Below are 17211 nucleotides of genomic sequence, written 5' to 3'. Positions count from 1 at the left end.
CTCCCGGGCTCTATCAGATAGCCGCGATCAGACGGCGATGCGGTGGTCTTGCACGCCAGCGCCGCTGATCCGGTAGATGCCGATCTCACCCAACAGATTAGGCCAGATTCGCGAGGCCCAGCCATGCTGGTGCTCGTGGTCTACCGCCAGACGGTCGAGCACCTTCGCGTGCTGCTCGTGGCAGAGCGCCTCGAAGTCGCGGAAGGTGCAGAAGTGGATGTTCGGCGTGTTGTACCAAGTGTACGGAAGGAACTCCGACACCGGCATGCGGCCATTGCGCGCGAGGTACCAGCGGCAGCGCCAGTGACCGAAGTTGGGGAAGGTGATGATGCAGGTCTTGCCCACGCGCAGCATCTCCGCCAGCACCTTGTCCGGGTAGCGCAGGGCCTGCAGCGACTGGGTCATCACCACCACGTCGAAGCTGTCGCTGGCAAAGTTGCCCAGGCCCTTGTCCAGGTCCTGTTCGATGACATTGACACCGCGTTCGATGCATTTGGCGATCTTGTCGGAGTCGATCTCCAGGCCGTAGCCGCCGACCTGCTTGTGGTCGCGCAGCCAGGCGAGCAGCTCGCCATCGCCGCAGCCCAGGTCGAGCACGCGGCTGCCGGCGGGGATCCAGTCTTGGATGATTTCCAGGTCGGCGCGCATGGTGGTCCTTATACGCTGATGCGGTGCATGTAACCGCTGAAGGCTTGCAGGTAGCGCGGAATCGGCATCAGGAAGGCGTCGTGGCCTTGCGGTGCGTCGATTTCCAGGTAGCTGACGTTCTTCTTCGCCGCCAGCAGCGCGTCGACGATTTCCCGCGAGCGTGCCGGGGAAAAGCGCCAGTCGGTGGTGAAGGACATCAGGCAGAAGTCCGCCTTCACCCCCGCGAGGGTGCGCGCCAGGTCGTCGCCGTTGGCGGCGGCCGGGTCGAAGTAGTCCAGCGCCTTGGTCATCAGCAGGTAGGTGTTGGCGTCGAAGCGGGTGGAGAACTCCTCGCCCTGGTAGCGCAGGTAGCTTTCCACCTGGAACTCGACGCTGTGCAGGTCGTAGTTGAGCTTCTCCGACTTCATGTCGCGGCCGAACTTGGCGCCCATGGCGTCATCGGAGAGGTAGGTGATGTGCCCGACCATCCGCGCCAGGCGCAGGCCGCGCTTGGGAATCACGTCGTGTTCCTGGAAGTGGCCGCCGAAGAACTCCGGGTCCGAGAGGATGGCCTGGCGGGCGACTTCGTTGAAGGCGATGTTCTGCGCCGACAGTTTGGGTGCGCTGGCGATGCACAGGCAATGGCGCACGCGCTCGGGGTAGCTGATGGTCCACTGCAGCGCCTGCATGCCGCCCAGGCTGCCTCCGACGATGGCGGCCCAGCTGTGGATGCCGAGGCGGTCGGCCAGGCGTGCCTGGCTGTTGACCCAGTCTTCCACTGTGACCACCGGGAAGTCTGCGCCGTAGGTCTTGCCGGTGGCAGGGTTGAGGCTGGTCGGCCCGGTGGAGCCGTTGCAGCCGCCCAGGTTGTTCAGCGCGACGACGAAGAACTTGCGGGTGTCGATGGGCTTGCCCGGACCGATGCAGCTGTCCCACCAGCCCGGCTTGCGCTCATCCTCGCTGTGGTAGCCGGCGGCGTGGTGATGGCCGGAAAGGGCGTGGCAGATCAGCACGGCGTTGCTCGCCGTGGCGTTCAGCTCGCCGTAGGTCTCGATCACCAGCTGGTATTCGGGCAGGGTCTTGCCGCAGGCCAGGGGCAGCGGTTCGTCGAACTGCAGCGTCTGGGGGGTGACCAGACCGACGGAATCTTCGGGGAAGACTGTTGGCATCGACCCAGCTCATGAATAAAAAAGGACGGCCAGTCTAAAGAGCGCCGCCCGTAGCGGCAAGGGTTGGGGGGGTAGTCCACGAAGAAGGGGGCATTTCAATTTATGGGTGGGAATAATTTTATAGGGCTCTTGGGGGTATCGTGTTAGTTGGCAAGATGTATTTCTTGCCATCAAGTCTAGTTGTGCTTTTCTTGGTGCTGAGTGTCTTGCTCGATTTTTCGCAGTTTTTATTATTGCTGCTTGATTTTATATACTTCATGGCGGTTCTTATAATTATATTTTTCATTCTGTTGGTGAAGTGCTTTTCCAAGGTGTTGGTTAAGTATGATATTTTATCTAATATGATTTTGAAATTTCATCCTTGTCATGCAGAGCTCGAAATTTTCACCATGAAGTGATTCAGATAGGCGGCAATTTTTTCAAAATACACTCCGTTATCTGGGAGGTTATACCTACGTTTTACTTGGTCAATAAAATACCCTCTAACTTCTTCGGAGATTTCCTCGGAAATGTATAGGGCAGTATTAAATCCGTCATTCAAGACTCCTGATCTCATGTATGCGATCTCGCTCTCTCTGGCCGAGCTCAGAGAGATAAGGCAACTCATCTTTTCCATCCCGCTTTCCGCCCCGGGGGAATATGATCTATAAATATAGTCACAGTTCAAGTCCCTAAATTTTATCCATTCCTTCTCTACATCGGTCAGACCCTTGATGTCCAAGTCGGTCTGTGCTCTCTTATATTGAGTATTGAGTATTGAGTATTGAGTATTGAGTATTGAGTATTGAGTATTGAGTATTGAGCTCTTTATCTATTTTCTTGTAGTACTCATCTAGGCATGAAAAGATGTCGCTAGATACAGTTGACTTAGGTTCGCATGCCTCCTTGGATAGCGCGTTGCTGGAAATAAAAAAGAGAAAAGCGTTGCTGCTAACAATCGCATTTTAAACCCCTCTCAAATAATTTTGCCTCAGCCTCCCGACGTGTAATCAATCCACCCATCCCAGGCTTTCCAATCCATAGCCTTTTCATCGACCTTAGCCTAGAAGGTATCAATTCGTATTTTTCAATATTCAGATCGTCAGCTATTTGTGCCATTTCTAGTCGCGACTCCAAGTCAGGCTTATCAAGCGAGTTGCCTCTGTTAATTACCAGTGACAGTAGAGCCCCTTGGCAGTGCGGATGCAAATTAATCGACTGGGGATATGCCTCTACAACGAGTTGTGCATATCGCTTTTTCATTTTTAGAGCAAGTTCCAAAGCTCTTGGTTTGCTTATGGTTATACCCGAAAGCGAACCTACTACAGATCTTGCGTTATCTCCTTGTTTTCCAATAACTGCTACAAGTTGATCAATTTCGGTGTCAGAGTATATTCCAGATAAGTCAATACGAACCTGCTCGGTTTTTTGCTGGCCGAGATCATACCCATACCCAATTGTTACCCCGCTAGCGCCGCCAGGGACATATGGTTTTTCTCTGAAGCCTTCAGTTTTCAATATGTATTCGAATGATTCTTTTGTGACCCTATATGTTCCTTTCGTTGTGTCAAGTTCATAAGTCTCTGTCGTGCAGTCTTTTGGGCAGACTCTTTTCAACCAACAAACAAACCCAGTTGGGTGCAAGTGATAAACCTTGGCCGCCTCCGGCAATCCCACCTTCCCCCACACGTCATCCCAGAAACCCAGCGCCTTCCTGCGCCCCTTCTCCGCAATCCAGTTCAGTATCGGCTCGGTGCGGGTGTGGCCCAGCAGTTTGTCCAGCGGCTCCATTCTTTTCGCGGTGTAGCGCCATTCGCTTTCATACTGGATGACCAGTTGCGCGATGGACTGCGCGCGGGCGGGGATTTCCAGGGCTCTTTTTATCTTGGCGGCCGTCAGCTTGTTGTCGGGGCCGGTGCCGATGATGTCGTACAGGCGCGTCTGCAGGGGGCCTTTGTCCCAGCGGTCGGCCATGGCCTGGAGCCCAAGGTCGGAGTGCAGTTGCTTGAAGTAGGCCATGCCCTCTTCGAGGGGATTGACGTTGACGATGATGTCGTAGCCTTCCCAGGCCCAGGGACTGACCCACGGGGTGACGCCCACTTCCTCGCAGACCCAGCCGTCGATGAGGTTGCCGGTGTCGTCGTTGAGCAGGCCATCCAGGCGATACCAGTTGCGGGCCTTTTGTTCACCTGCGGCGGGGAGCTGGATTTTCCATTCGGCGCGCAGGCCATCCAGCAGGCTTCTGGGAATCAGCAGGTCGTCGGCACTGTCTTTGCCGGCATCCTGCAGAGTGGGTGGTGTGGCCTTCTTGTAGCTGTCCTGGTGGCTGATGACGCGAGTGCCCTTGGCCAGTTTGAGCCAGGTTCGCTCGCTCTCCGGCAGTTGCCGTGCCCAGTCGCGGCTGTCGGCGAGGAACTTGACCATGTCCTGGGCGGTAAAGACTTCCAGGTGGAGTTTGCGCTCCTCGGATTTCTTCATGTCGTGGTAGACGCCGATGTGCCCTATCAACTGGCCGGCCTTGATCGGGATCGGCGGGTCCGGAAGGGCGACCGAGTCCCGTTGCAGTGGCGCGATGAGGGGGGCCAGTGCGGCAAAGCGTACATAACCCTCCGGGGCCTGGTGCCCATAGTCACCACCGTAGGCGGGCAGTTCAGGCACTTCGGTGTGTCCGTCGCCTTCCAGGCCCTGGGGGATCACGGCTTCCAGCTTGCGGTAGGCGCCGTCACCACTGACGACCAGTTCGGTGCCGCGTGCCAGTGTGCCGGTGACTTTGCTGGTGGCCGCTGCCGTGGCGTGGATATTGAGCTGGTCGCCAGGTTTCTGGCCCAGGGCGTTGTCCTTGACGCGGTAGGCCCCTGTGGCCGTGTCCAGTGCATCAAGGCGGACATAGCCGCGGGCCGTTCCGTGTTGCGGGCCGAGCGCTGGTAGTTCGATGCCTTCCGCACTCACCAGTTTCACGTAGCCGTGCGAGGGGGCGGAGCCACCGATGGTCACGCGGGTGCCGCGTGGCAGGACGCTCACGATGGCTCCCTTTGGACTGGGCTTGTCGTGCACGGTGAGGCCGATGGGGCCGGGGTCAGCCACATCGTTCTTTACCCGATAGGAACTGGCGGCCCAGAACACCGGACGGGCCTTCGCCGCGTCGGCCTGGTAACTCGCCCAGTCCTCCAGGTGCATGTAGAGGCTGTAGAAAACCAGGCTGGGTGGCGGCTTTGTCGCGCCTTCGATCGCGGGGGCTTGCAAGCGGTGGCGGACCAGTACGAAGCCGCTGGCGAAGGGCAGGGAGACGGTGTCGTCGTGGCCTTTGTGGTAGGTGGTCTTCGGGGTGACGGTGGGTATCCGGTAGGCCACCACCTCGCCATCGGCCAGGCAACTGACGTGGCTCTGATCGAGCGCGCTGGCGGTGCCTGCATCAAAGTGCACGCCGCCATGCCACATGCCGTTGATGCCCAGCGGATAGAAGCCCGCCAGCGCTTTCGACATGTGGGTGAGCTGGGAGATGGGGGCTTCCTGGCCTCCGGTTTGTACCTTGAAGGGGTAGCTCCAGTTCTTCAGCGGCGATGGAGTCTGGGCAGCCGGCGCAGGAGCTGGTGCTGCCGTTGGTGGAACAGGGACCGGCGGGGGCGCAGCAGGGCGAGAGGCTGGCGGCTGTTGCCGGGAGTTCTGCGGGGGCGGCGGCCCATAGCGCCAGCGCCGGTATTCGTCCTTCAGACCCTCGTAGAGATCGCTGAGTGAACTGAGCATGGCAGGCTTCCTTGTCTGAAAAGGAGCCTGCATGGGAGCAGATGGGTTGGATGCTGCCTATTCAGCCGATTCCTAACGGCTTTGTTGAATCGGCGTCAGTATTACAGCGAAAAGACAGCACCCTCCGATTGAGCTGCGCGGGGTTCAGGCGCGCTGCGAGGTGGGCAGGGTGACGACCTTGGCCTGGCGTTGCAGCGGCGCCGGGCGGCGCAGTTGGCGGAGGATGTCGGTGGCCTCGGTGAGCTGCTGTTCCAGCTCCTCGGTATAGCGCCCCAGCAGCAGCGAGCGCTGCCGCGCCTGCTGGGTTTCCTGGGCCAGGGCCTTGAGGCGCAGCATGTGGGTTTCCAGCATCTGCTTGTGTTCCAGGCTGTACTGCATCAGCGGCATCAGGGCGTCGGCGGCCCATTGCTCGGCTTCCTCGCGCAGGCGCTGGTGCAGGCCGATGACTTCCTGGGCGACGGTGGCGAAGAAGCGCCGGGTCAGCAGGCGCTGCTCGGTGAGCAGGGTCTTGAGGTGCAGGCGGAAGCGGTCGGCCTTCTCCTGCAGCTTGGCCAGGTCGCGCAGGTAGCGCTGGACGCGGAACTGCGGGGCGTCCAGGGCGTTGAGCGGGTTTTCCTCGTTGTGCCGCTGGTAGATGGCCGCGACCATGCGGTTGGCGGTTTCGGCTTCGTGGCCGAGGGCGACCAGGTCGCCTTCCACGGTACGGAAGAACTGCAGGATGGCCTGGTGGATACCGACCGTGGTCCAGCTGCCGCGCAGCTTGTCGTGGACCTTCTTCAGGTGCTGTTCCAGGCGCTCGGCGCGTACTGCCTCGCGCAGCTGCTCGCCCTGGTGGCGCAGCAGGCGCTGGTTGGTCTTCAGGCTGAGCAGGCGCTTGTGGTGCAGGTTGTGGTCGTCCTTGGTCCGCGCGGTCAGCTCGAACAGCAGCTGGCCGCTGTCCTGCTGCTGGTCGTTGAGCAGCGCCTGCTGCTCCTTCACCTTGTCCAGGCGCACGCGCAGGCTGTGCTGGCTGTTGTTGACCAGCGCCAGCACCTGGCCGACCACGGCGGTTTCCAGCAGACGTTCCTTCTGCGCGACGATGCGCTCGCAGAGCAGGTCCTCCAGGGACTCCATCTGGCTGCGCGCGAGCAGTTCGCGGTCGCCGCGTACCTTGGCCAGCAGCGCCTGCTTGGCCGACAGCGGCAGCACGTCCTCGCGGGCGATGCCCAGCTGGCGCGCGGTGGTGTCCTGGATGTGGCGGATGGCGTTCTGCACGAAGGCCTCGCCGGCCAGGTCGTCCCAGAGTACGTCGATCTTGTTCAGCACCGCATAAAGGGTGGTATGGCCGTCCTCGCCGAGCTGGCGCACGTGGTCCTGCCAGATCGCCATGTCGGAAGCGCTGACGCCGGTATCGGCGGCCAGCAGGAAGAGGATCGATTGCGCGCTGGGCAGCATCGACAGGGTCAGCTCCGGCTCACTGCCCAGGGCGTTGAGGCCGGGGGTGTCGAGGATGCGCAGGCCCTGGCGCAGCAGCGGATGGTCGAAGTTGACCAGCGCGTGGCGCCACGCCGGCACCAGCACGATGCCGGGCTTGTCGGTGGCTTCGAGCATGTCCGGGTGGAAGCCCAGCTGGATCGCCTGTTCCACCGGCAGCGGCTTGGTCTTGGCGACCTGGGCGAAGGCCTCGGCCATGTTCGCCGGGTCGGAGGTATCCAGCGGGATGTTCACCCAGTGCCGCGGGATGCGCTTGAACTGCGCGACGCTGGCATCGGCGACGCGGGTCTCGATGGGCAGCAGGCGGATGTACGGGCGCTCGGAACGTGGGTCGAAGAACAGCTCGGTGGGGCACATGGTGGTGCGCCCGGCCTGGGACGGCAGCATGCGGCGGCCGAACCCGGCGAAGAACAGGCTGTTGATCAGCTCGGTCTTGCCGCGCGAGTACTCGCCGACGAAGGCCAGGGTGATGTGGTCGACGCGCAGCAGGCGCAGGGTGCGTTCGAGACGGTTCTCGATTTCCGGGGTATTCAGCCGGGCGCGCTCCAGCCAGCTGCGATAGCGGGTGATCTCGCGGACCAGCTCGCGCTTCCAGGTGACGTAGGCATCGATCTGCTGACTGAGACGTTCCATGCTCATCCGGGCGTTCCTTGGGCTGGCGCGTCCTGCGCGGGGAATGGATGGCGTGGATTATGCGTCGGGGCGTAGGAATAGCAATTGGCCTACAGCACATTCCTACGCGTAAGGTCGGCCAAGGTTACTGAGCGGCTATCCCGAGTTCTGCCGGAAGTTTCGTCGGACGGGGAATGCGCACGCGCTTCTGGCGGTTCAGTTCGCCGCTTTCCAGCTTCACCGCGCTTTTCGGTACGCCGAAGGCCTTGCCGAGGAAGGCCAGCAGGTGGGCGTTGGCCTTGCCTTCGACTGGTGGCGCGGTGAGGCGGATCTTCAGGCGCTCACCGTGCAGCCCGGCGAACTCGTCGCGGCTCGCCTTGGGCTGCAGGTGGCAGTCGAGGATCAGGTCCTCGCCGTCCCAGTGATAGAACGGCATGCCTGCTTACATGAAGGGCGAAAGGATCTGCGGCATCCCGGTCATCGCGGCCAGGTTGCCGATCACCAGCATGTCGATCAGCTTCAGCGCGATGAACGCGAATATCGGCGAGATATCCAGCCCGCCGAGGTTCGGCAGCAGCTTGCGGAAGGGTGCCAGGAAGGGCTCGCAGATCTGGTTCACCAGCTGGGCGCCGGGGTTGTAGCTGCCCGGAGCGACCCAGGAGAGGATCACGCTGATGATCAGGGCGAAGAAGAAGATCTTCAGGAACAGCGAGGTCACCGCGATGATCGACCACACCAGCAGCTGCAGGATGTAGCCGCCGACGCCGTAGCCCATCAGGGTCAGGGTGATGACCATCAGCACCAGCTGGACCAGGATCGCCAGCACCAGCGAGGCGAAGTCGATGCCGCCGAAGCCGGGGATGACGCGGCGCAGCGGGTTCAGCAGCGGCTTGGTGGCGCGCACGATGAACTGACTGAGCGGGTTGTAGAAGTCGGCGCGGACCAGTTGCAGGATGAAGCGCAGCAGCACGATCAGCAGGTACAGGCTGCCAAGTGTCTGGATCACATAGATGGCGGCTGTGGAAAGTCCGGTCATTGGGCGGTCCTTGGTGAGCGTTGGGCGCCGGCGCGCAGGGCCGGGCGAATCGGGCGGTCGGTCAACGACGGCGCTGTAACGCCATACTGTAGGGAATTCATCGTCGCCGGTCGCGTGTAAGTGTGTTTCGTCACGTGCAAATTCAACCCCGCCTGGCCATCAGATCGCGGCCGTTGCAGTCGGGGTCGGCGGTTCGGCTCAGGCCCAGCAGGGCGAAACCATTGGATTCCTGGCGGATGCTGACATAGCGCTGGTTGCCTTCGGCCAGGGGCTGCGGGCTGTCCAGCTCGATGTCCACCTGGAAGCGCGCCGGGTCTTTCTTGCAGCCGCGCACGGCGGTGTAGGCCAGGGTGACGCCGGTGCGCTTGTTCAGCTCGATGAGTTCTTCGCGCGCGGTCAGCGCAGTATCGGCTCCGGCCGGGTCCGTCCAGGCACGGGCAAGAGTGGCGTCCACCCGCAACCATTCATCCACAAAACCGCGGCCATTGGACGCGGCGGGCTGGATGCGCTGGAAGGCTTCACCGTCCTGGCGGAAGCGGAAGATGCCCGGTCGGGTCAGCAGGTCGCCGTCCAGGCTGCCGACCTCGGCGCGCCACTCGAAGCCGTCGGGGCGGGCCTTGAGTTTCACTTCGTGTTCATCGCGGACGTAGTCGTGCTCGTTGTGCAGCAGGGTGCGCTGGGCCTGGTCGGCCGTGGCCGGGCGTATCACTTCCACTGCCAGGTGGCTCCAGCGCGAAGTGCACCAGGGCGTGCCGTGCATCAGTGCAATGTCGCCGCTGGACAGGCGCTCGTACAGGTACAGGTCGCCGTAGGCGCCGGAGATGTCTTTGTAGGGGCCGCTCTGCCAGTCCAGTGCACGCACCCAGGCATCGCCTTCGCGGCGGTAACCACGCAGGACGTTGTCGCTGCCGCAGGGAATGGCGAAGCCGCCACTGACCAGCAGCAGCGGGGTTGGGCTGTCGCTCAGGCTGACGACGATCTCGTTCTGGTCGGGCAGCGCCACTTCGTCTTCGCTGGCCGGCTTCGGTGCGGGCAGCAGGCGCTGGCGCAGATCGGCCTGCAGGGCGTCGAGGTCCGGCGCGGCCTGGGCGCAGGCCAGGTGAGCGTCGAAGGCGTCGGCCAGCGTCTGTTTGTAATGCTCGATGGCCTGGCTGAGCGCTGGCGTGACGGTGTTGTCGGCGTCGTCGGTGAAACCGCTTGCCATGGCTTGCTGCATGGCCTGATAGGCAGCTCGCGGGGCCTCGTCGATGGGCGCGGCAACCGGGCATTGCGCGGCCTGAGCGGCGGTGCCGGCCAGCAGGAAGCAGACAGCGAGGGGCAGTGCGACCTTCCCTGGTCGCCGGGCGGGGTGCGTCATCGCAATCAGCGGCCCAGTTGTTCGGCCAGCTCGGCGGAGCGGTGATCGGCGGCGCCGACTGCCTTCTCCACCAGCGCCTCGAAACCGTTGGCCTGGAAGGTGCTGATGGCCGCTTCGGTGGTGCCCTTGGGCGAGGTCACACGACGGCGCAGTTCGGCCGGGTCGACATCGCTGGTGGTGGCCATCTGTGCGGCGCCCAAGGCGGTCTGGCGGGCCAGTTGGCCGGCGACTTCGCGGGACAGGCCGAGCTTCTCACCGGCGGTGGTCATGGCTTCCATCAGCAGGAAGAAGTAGGCAGGGCCGCTGCCGGAGACGGCGGTGACCGCGTCGATCTGGCGCTCCTCGTCGAGCCACAGGGCGATGCCCACGGCGCTCAGCAGTTGCTCCGCCTGCTCGCGCTGGGCGGCGCTGACGCTGGCGTTGGGGTACAGGCCGCTGGCACCCAGGCCGACCAGCGCCGGGGTGTTGGGCATGCAGCGGACGATGGCGCGCGGTTGGCCGTTCACCTCGCCCAGCCAGCGTTCGAGGCTGGCGCAGGGGATGCCGGCGGCGATGGAGACGATCAGTGCGTTCTCGCTCAGCGACGGCGCCAGCGCCAGGCAGACGTCCTTCATGACCTGCGGCTTGACCGCCAGGACCACCACATCGGCACCGGCCACGGCGCTGGCGTTGTCGCCGACCACTTCGATGCCGTGCTCGGCGGCGATCTTCGCGCGCTGCTCGGCGCCCGGATCGCTGGCGCGGATGTCGCTCGCGGCGACGCCCTTGGCGCGCAGGCCACCGATGAGACTGGCGGCCATGTTGCCGGCGCCGATGAAGGCAATGCGGGTGCTGCTCATGGAGTCGCTTCCTTTATTCAGTGGGAGGCGCCGTAGTCGCGGGCGCCGAACAGGGCGGTACCGATCCGCACCCAGGTGGCGCCTTCACCGATGGCGGCTTCGAGGTCGTGGCTCATGCCCATGGACAGGGTGTCCAGGCCGAGATTCAGGGCTTGCATCAGCTCGCGCAGGCGGGCGAACGCGGCGTGCTGCGCGGCAATGTCCTCGGTGGGTTCGGGGATGGCCATCAGGCCGCGCAGTTTCAGGTGGGGCAGTTGCGCAACCGCCTGGGCGAGGGCGGGCAGCTCGGCAGGGGAGCAGCCGGACTTGCTGTCCTCGCCGCTGACATTCACCTGCAACAGCACGTTCAGCGGCGGCAGGTTCGCCGGGCGCTGCTCGGAGAGGCGCTGGGCGACCTTCAGGCGGTCCACCGAATGCACCCAGTCGAAGTGCTCGGCGATCGGCCGGGTCTTGTTCGACTGGATGGGGCCGATGAAATGCCAGGTCAGCGGCAGGTCGGCCAGTTCGGCCTGCTTGAGCAGCGCTTCCTGCAGGTAGTTCTCGCCGAAATCGGCCAGGCCGCAGGCAAACGCTTCGCGGATCGCGGCGGCGGGTTTGGTCTTGCTCACGGCAAGCAACTGCACCGAGTCAGGCGTGCGATTTTTCGCTTGTTCCGCCTCACGGATTCGTACGCGAACCTTTGCAATATTCTCTGCTATCGTGGACATTACCGTCGCTTTTCCGCCCGGCTGCTGCGTGTTCTGCGGCATTCTACCTGCTTGCTCTTGATTGGGGAGTCCCATGGATATTACCGAGCTGCTCGCCTTCAGCGCCAAGCAGGGCGCTTCGGACCTGCACCTCTCGGCCGGCCTGCCGCCGATGATCCGCGTCGACGGCGATGTTCGCCGCATCAACCTGCCGCCGCTGGAGCACAAGCAGGTTCACGCGCTGATCTACGACATCATGAACGACAAGCAGCGCAAGGATTACGAAGAGTTCCTGGAAACCGACTTCTCCTTCGAAGTGCCGGGCGTCGCCCGCTTCCGGGTCAACGCCTTCAACCAGAACCGCGGCGCCGGCGCCGTGTTCCGGACCATTCCCTCCAAGGTACTGACCATGGAAGACCTGGGGATGGGCGAAGTGTTCAAGCGCGTCTCCGACGTGCCGCGCGGCCTGGTCCTGGTGACCGGCCCGACCGGTTCGGGCAAGTCCACCTCGCTGGCGGCGATGCTCGACTACCTGAACAACACCAAGTACAGCCACATCCTCACCGTCGAAGACCCGATCGAATTCGTCCACGAATCGAAGAAGTGCCTGGTCAACCAGCGCGAAGTGCACCGTGACACCCTGGGCTTCAACGAGGCCCTGCGCTCGGCACTGCGTGAAGACCCGGACATCATCCTGGTGGGTGAGATGCGCGACCTGGAGACCATCCGCCTGGCGCTGACCGCCGCGGAAACCGGCCACCTGGTCTTCGGCACCCTGCACACCACCTCCGCGGCCAAGACCATCGACCGTATCGTCGACGTGTTCCCCGCCGAGGAGAAATCCATGGTCCGCTCCATGCTCTCCGAATCCCTGCAGGCGGTGATTTCCCAGACCCTGCTGAAGAAGATCGGCGGCGGTCGTGTTGCGGCCCACGAGATCATGATTGGCACCCCGGCGATCCGGAACCTGATCCGCGAGGACAAGGTCGCGCAGATGTACTCCGCCATCCAGACCGGCGGCGCGATCGGCATGCAGACCCTCGACATGTGCCTCAAGGGCCTGGTCGCCAAGGGCTTGGTGACCCGCGACGCGGCGAAAGAAAAAGCCAAGATCCCGGAAAACTTCTAAATCCCACCGGGCCCTTGCGGCCCGGCGCACGGAGCGCGCCACACGCACCCGCTTCGTGATCCGACAGCCCTGTCGTAGTCAGCGTGAACTCGGCGAGAAAGATCATGGAATTCGAGAAGCTGTTGCGCCTGATGGTGGAAAAGGGAGCCTCCGACCTGTTCATCACGGCGGGCGTGCCGCCTTCGATGAAGGTCAACGGCAAGGTACTGCCGGTCACCAAGACCGCCCTGTCGCCGGAGCAGACCCGCGAGACCGTGCTGTCGGTGATGAACGAGCAGCAGCGCCGCGACTTCGCCGAGAACCACGAGTGCAACTTCGCGATCAGTGCCCGTGGCGTCGGCCGCTTCCGTGTCAGCGCCTTCTACCAGCGCAACCTGGTGGGTATGGTGCTGCGCCGCATCGAGACCAACATCCCGACCATCGACGACCTGAAGCTGCCGGAAATCCTCAAGAAGCTGGCGATGACCAAGCGCGGCCTGGTGATCTTCGTCGGTGCCACCGGTACCGGTAAGTCCACCTCGCTGGCGGCGATGATCGGCTACCGCAACAAGAACTCCACCGGCCACATCATCTCCATCGAAGACCCCATCGAGTACATCCACCAGCACCAGGGCTGCATCGTCACCCAGCGTGAAGTGGGTCTGGATACCGATACCTTCGAGGTGGCCCTGAAGAACACCCTGCGCCAGGCGCCGGACGTGATCATGATCGGCGAGGTGCGCTCGCGCGAGACCATGGACCACGCCGTGGCCTTCGCCGAAACCGGCCACCTGTGCCTGGCGACCCTGCACGCCAACAACGCCAACCAGGCGCTGGAGCGGATCATTCACTTCTTCCCGGCCGACCGGCATGGCCAGGTGTGGATGGACCTGTCGCTCAACCTCAAGGCCATCGTCGCCCAGCAACTGGTGCCCACCCCGGACGGCAAGGGCCGCCGCGCGGTGATCGAGGTCCTGCTGAACACCCCGCTGGCCGCCGACCTGATCCGCAAGGGCGAGGTCCACGAGCTCAAGCCGCTGATGAAGCGCTCCACCGAGCAGGGCATGCAGACCTTCGACCAGGCGCTGTACCAGCTCTACACCCAGGGCGAGATCACCTACGAAGATGCGCTGGCCTACGCCGACTCGGCGAACGACCTGCGCCTGATGATCAAGCTGGGTTCGGAGACCGACGCCGACCACCTGACCACCATGACCCAGGGCCTGACCCTGGAGATGAGCGAAGACGATCCCAACCGCCGTTTCCGCTGATCCTGCTCCTTGAGAAGCCCGCCCCGTGCGGGCTTTTCGTTTATGCTGATGACCTTGTAACGCAACGGGAGAAAGGCATGTCCGCCAACCCTGACACCCACAGCAAGGTCATCGGCTACCTGCTGTGGATCTTCGGCTTCACCGGCTCGCACCGCTTCTACTACGGCCGGCCGATCACCGGCACCATCTGGTTCTTCACCCTCGGCCTGTTCTTCATCGGCTGGATCATCGACCTGTTCCTCATTCCCTCCATGGATGACGCGGCGGACCAGCGTTACCGCTCCGGCGGCGTGGACTATAACGTCGCCTGGATCCTGCTGACTTTCCTCGGCGTGTTCGGCGTGCACCGCATGTACATGGGCAAGTGGCTCACAGGCATCCTCTACCTGTTCACCGGCGGGCTGTTCTTCATCGGCGTGCTGTATGACTTCTGGACGCTGAACAGCCAGATTTCCGAGCGCAACGGGCCGCAGCGAATCTGATCCGGAGCAATCCTTCAGGTAATGCCGCACCTTTCGCACACCTTCTGCCTCGCCGTCTTTCGTCGCGCCACCTGGCGCGACCTGTGCCTCCCGCCTAAGGTCAGGAGGACAGTAGCAGGCGCCGCCGGGCGATCCCCGTGGCGCCGCAGAAGGAGTGGCTGCCATGAGCAACGAATCCCGCCCTGCCGTACTCGACCTGATCGGCAATACCCCCATGGTCCGCGTGACGCGCTTCGATACCGGACCCTGCACCCTGTTCCTCAAGCTTGAATCGCAGAACCCCGGCGGCTCCATCAAGGATCGCATCGGCGTCGCCATGATCGAGGCCGCCGAGCGTGACGGCCGGCTCAGGCCCGGTGGCGTGATCGTCGAAGCCACCGCCGGCAACACCGGCCTGGGCCTGGCACTGGTCGGCCGCGCCAAGGGCTACCGGGTAGTGCTGGTGGTGCCGGACAAGATGTCCACCGAGAAGGTCCTGCACCTGCGCGCCATGGGCGCCGAGGTGCACATCACCCGCTCCGACGTCGGCAAGGGCCATCCCGAGTATTACCAGGACGTCGCCGCGCGGCTGGCGAAAGACCTGCCCGACGCCTTCTTCGCCGACCAGTTCAACAACCCCGCCAACCCGCTGGCCCACGAGACCGGCACCGGCCCGGAAATCTGGGCGCAGACCGGCCATGACCTCGACGCCGTGGTGGTCGGTGTCGGCTCCGCCGGCACGCTGACCGGGCTCACGCGCTTCTTCCAGAAGGTCCAGCCCGAGCTGGAAATGGTCCTGGCCGACCCGGTGGGCTCGATCATGGCCGAGTACTCGCGCTCCGGTGCCATCGGCACGCCCGGCTCCTGGGCGGTCGAGGGCATCGGCGAAGACTTCGTGCCGTCGATTGCCGACCTCTCCAGCGTGCGCCATGCCTACTCGATCAGTGACGAGGAAAGCTTCGCCACCGCCCGCGAGCTGCTGCGCAACGAAGGCATCGCCGCCGGTTCGTCCACCGGCACGCTGCTGGCCGCCGCGCTGCGCTTCTGCCGCGAGCAGAAGGAACCCAAGCGCGTGGTCAGCCTGGTCTGCGACACCGGCACGCGCTACCTGTCGAAGATCTACAACGACCAGTGGATGACCGACCAGGGCCTGCTGCAGCGCAAGCGCTACGGCGACCTGCGCGACATCATCGCGCGGCGTTTCGAAGAAGGGCGGGTGGTCAGTGTCGGCCCCGGCGACACCCTGCTCACCGCCTTCCAGCGCATGCGCCTGGCGGACATCTCCCAGCTCCCCGTGCTCGACGGCAAGCGCCTGGTCGGCGTGATCGACGAGTCCGACATCCTCATGGGCGTGCATGACGACCCGGCGCACTACCGTTGCGAAGTCTCCAGCGCCATGAGCGACGCTCCGGAAACCCTGGCCCCCGGTGCCAGCCTCGGCGAACTGGAAGCCGTGCTCGGCCGCGGCCTGGTGGCCATCATCGCCGACGCCTCGGGCTTCCACGGCCTGATCACAAGATTCGACCTGCTCAACCATTTGCGGAGGACCCTCGCATGAGCCAGCACGACGACCGCCTCGGTTTCGCCACCCGCGTGATCCACGCCGGGCAGGAGCCGGACCCGTCCACCGGGGCGATCATGCCGCCGATCTACGCCAACTCGACCTACCGCCAGGAAAGCCCCGGCGTGCACAAGGGGCTCGACTACGGCCGCTCGCACAACCCCACGCGCTGGGCGCTGGAGCGCTGCGTGGCGGACCTGGAGGGCGGCAGCAAGGCGTTCGCCTTCGCCTCGGGACTGGCGGCGATCTCGGCGGTGCTGGAACTGCTCGACGCCGGCTCGCACATCGTCTCCGGCAACGACCTCTACGGCGGCACCTTCCGCCTGTTCGAGCGGGTGCGCCGGCGCAGCGCCGGGCACGACTTCCACTTCGCCGACCTGGCCCAGCCCGGCGCCCTGGAAGCGGCGCTGACCGACAAGACGCGCATGGTCTGGGTGGAAACCCCGAGCAACCCGCTGCTGCGCCTGACCGACCTGGCCGCCATCGCCCGCACCTGCCGCGAGCGCGGCATCCTCTGCGTGGCTGACAACACTTTCGCCAGCCCTTACGTGCAGCGTCCGCTGGACCTGGGCTTCGACATCGTCGTGCACTCCACCACCAAGTACCTCAATGGCCACTCCGACGTCATCGGCGGCATCGCCATCGTCGGCGACAACCCCGACCTCGCCGAACGCCTGGGCTTCCTGCAGAACTCGGTGGGCGCCATCGCCGGCCCGTTCGACGCCTTCCTCACCCTGCGCGGAGTGAAGACCCTGGCCCTGCGCATGGAGCGCCACTGCGCCAATGCACTGGACCTGGCGAAATGGCTGGAACAGCAACCTCAGGTGAAGCGCGTCTATTACCCCGGCCTGCCGTCACACCCGCAGCATGAACTGGCGCGTACGCAGATGAAGGGCTTCGGCGGGATGATCTCGCTGGACCTGGACACCGACCTCGCCGGCTCGCGGCGCTTCCTGGAGAACGTCCAGCTGTTCGCCCTGGCGGAAAGCCTGGGCGGCGTGGAAAGCCTGATCGAGCACCCGGCGATCATGACCCACGCCAGCATCCCGCCGGAGAACCGCGCGGCGCTGGGGATCGGCGATTCGCTGATTCGCCTGTCGGTGGGGGTAGAGGATGTAGAAGACCTGCGCGCCGATCTGGCCAAGGCTTTGGCGATGATCTGAAGCACGAGACGCATTTGTAGGATGGTGTGGAGCGCAGCGATACCCATCACTTGCAGCACCCTGTAGGAGCGCGCCATGCCCGCGATAGCGCGCATGGCGCGCTCCTGCACGGGATTCGCCGTATG

Annotated in this window: 15 protein-coding genes; 5 read left to right on the top strand and 10 right to left on the bottom strand. The window is 63.6% G+C overall.

Annotated elements, in window-relative coordinates; translation table 11 throughout:
* Nucleotides 1-27 precede the first annotated feature (27 nt).
* From metW to IB273_RS27335, 10 genes are all read right to left on the bottom strand, one after another.
* Nucleotides 28-648 carry a methionine biosynthesis protein MetW gene (metW, locus tag IB273_RS27380; RefSeq protein ID WP_081519585.1) on the bottom strand — a complete coding sequence of 207 codons (621 nt, stop codon included), beginning with the start codon at nt 646-648 and terminating at the stop codon, nt 28-30.
* Between the two features lie 8 nt (nt 649-656).
* Nucleotides 657-1796, bottom strand: coding sequence for a homoserine O-succinyltransferase MetX (gene metX / locus IB273_RS27375; protein ID WP_192225484.1), 1140 nt, complete (start codon nt 1794-1796; stop codon nt 657-659).
* A 364-nt stretch (nt 1797-2160) separates the two neighbouring features.
* Entirely contained in the window at nt 2161-2574 is a 414-nt protein-coding gene (locus IB273_RS27370) for a lysozyme inhibitor LprI family protein (RefSeq protein WP_412548102.1), read from the bottom strand.
* Nucleotides 2575-2726: 152 nt separating this feature from the next.
* Complete coding sequence (locus IB273_RS27365; protein WP_192225483.1) at nt 2727-5519, bottom strand: pesticin C-terminus-like muramidase; 2793 nt, start codon at nt 5517-5519, stop codon at nt 2727-2729.
* A gap of 144 nt (nt 5520-5663) precedes the next feature.
* Nucleotides 5664-7631 (bottom strand): dynamin-like GTPase family protein, encoded by a 1968-nt coding sequence (locus tag IB273_RS27360; RefSeq protein WP_081519587.1) that lies wholly within the window; start codon nt 7629-7631, stop codon nt 5664-5666.
* A 118-nt stretch (nt 7632-7749) separates the two neighbouring features.
* Nucleotides 7750-8040: a DUF167 domain-containing protein gene (locus tag IB273_RS27355; protein WP_081519588.1), complete on the bottom strand. Its 291-nt coding sequence runs from the start codon at nt 8038-8040 to the stop codon at nt 7750-7752.
* 6 nt (nt 8041-8046) lie between these two features.
* Nucleotides 8047-8640 carry a YggT family protein gene (locus tag IB273_RS27350; RefSeq protein ID WP_081519589.1) on the bottom strand — a complete coding sequence of 198 codons (594 nt, stop codon included), beginning with the start codon at nt 8638-8640 and terminating at the stop codon, nt 8047-8049.
* A gap of 142 nt (nt 8641-8782) precedes the next feature.
* Nucleotides 8783-9997, bottom strand: coding sequence for a hypothetical protein (locus IB273_RS27345; protein WP_192225482.1), 1215 nt, complete (start codon nt 9995-9997; stop codon nt 8783-8785).
* 5 nt (nt 9998-10002) lie between these two features.
* Entirely contained in the window at nt 10003-10836 is an 834-nt protein-coding gene (gene proC / locus IB273_RS27340) for a pyrroline-5-carboxylate reductase (RefSeq protein ID WP_151189056.1), read from the bottom strand.
* Between the two features lie 17 nt (nt 10837-10853).
* Nucleotides 10854-11543 carry a YggS family pyridoxal phosphate-dependent enzyme gene (locus tag IB273_RS27335; protein WP_081519687.1) on the bottom strand — a complete coding sequence of 230 codons (690 nt, stop codon included), beginning with the start codon at nt 11541-11543 and terminating at the stop codon, nt 10854-10856.
* 73 nt (nt 11544-11616) lie between these two features.
* On the opposite strand from IB273_RS27335, the gene pilT reads away from it, so the two are divergent.
* From pilT to IB273_RS27310, 5 genes are all read left to right on the top strand, one after another.
* Nucleotides 11617-12651, top strand: coding sequence for a type IV pilus twitching motility protein PilT (pilT, locus tag IB273_RS27330; RefSeq protein ID WP_017520118.1), 1035 nt, complete (start codon nt 11617-11619; stop codon nt 12649-12651).
* A 104-nt stretch (nt 12652-12755) separates the two neighbouring features.
* Entirely contained in the window at nt 12756-13901 is a 1146-nt protein-coding gene (pilU, locus tag IB273_RS27325) for a type IV pilus ATPase PilU (RefSeq protein WP_081519592.1), read from the top strand.
* Nucleotides 13902-13978: 77 nt separating this feature from the next.
* Nucleotides 13979-14383 (top strand): NINE protein, encoded by a 405-nt coding sequence (locus IB273_RS27320; RefSeq protein WP_017520120.1) that lies wholly within the window; start codon nt 13979-13981, stop codon nt 14381-14383.
* Nucleotides 14384-14546: 163 nt separating this feature from the next.
* Nucleotides 14547-15920, top strand: a complete 1374-nt coding sequence (locus IB273_RS27315) for a pyridoxal-phosphate dependent enzyme (RefSeq protein WP_192225481.1) — start codon at nt 14547-14549, stop codon at nt 15918-15920.
* Entirely contained in the window at nt 15917-17086 is a 1170-nt protein-coding gene (locus IB273_RS27310; protein WP_151189059.1) for a trans-sulfuration enzyme family protein, read from the top strand. Before IB273_RS27315 ends, IB273_RS27310 begins: the two co-directional genes overlap by 4 nt.
* Nucleotides 17087-17211 lie beyond the last annotated feature (125 nt).

Origin of the sequence: Pseudomonas sp. PDM19 (assembly GCF_014852215.1) — a bacterium.
GTDB lineage: Bacteria > Pseudomonadota > Gammaproteobacteria > Pseudomonadales > Pseudomonadaceae > Pseudomonas.
This window is presented reverse-complemented; position numbering and strand designations above follow the sequence as displayed.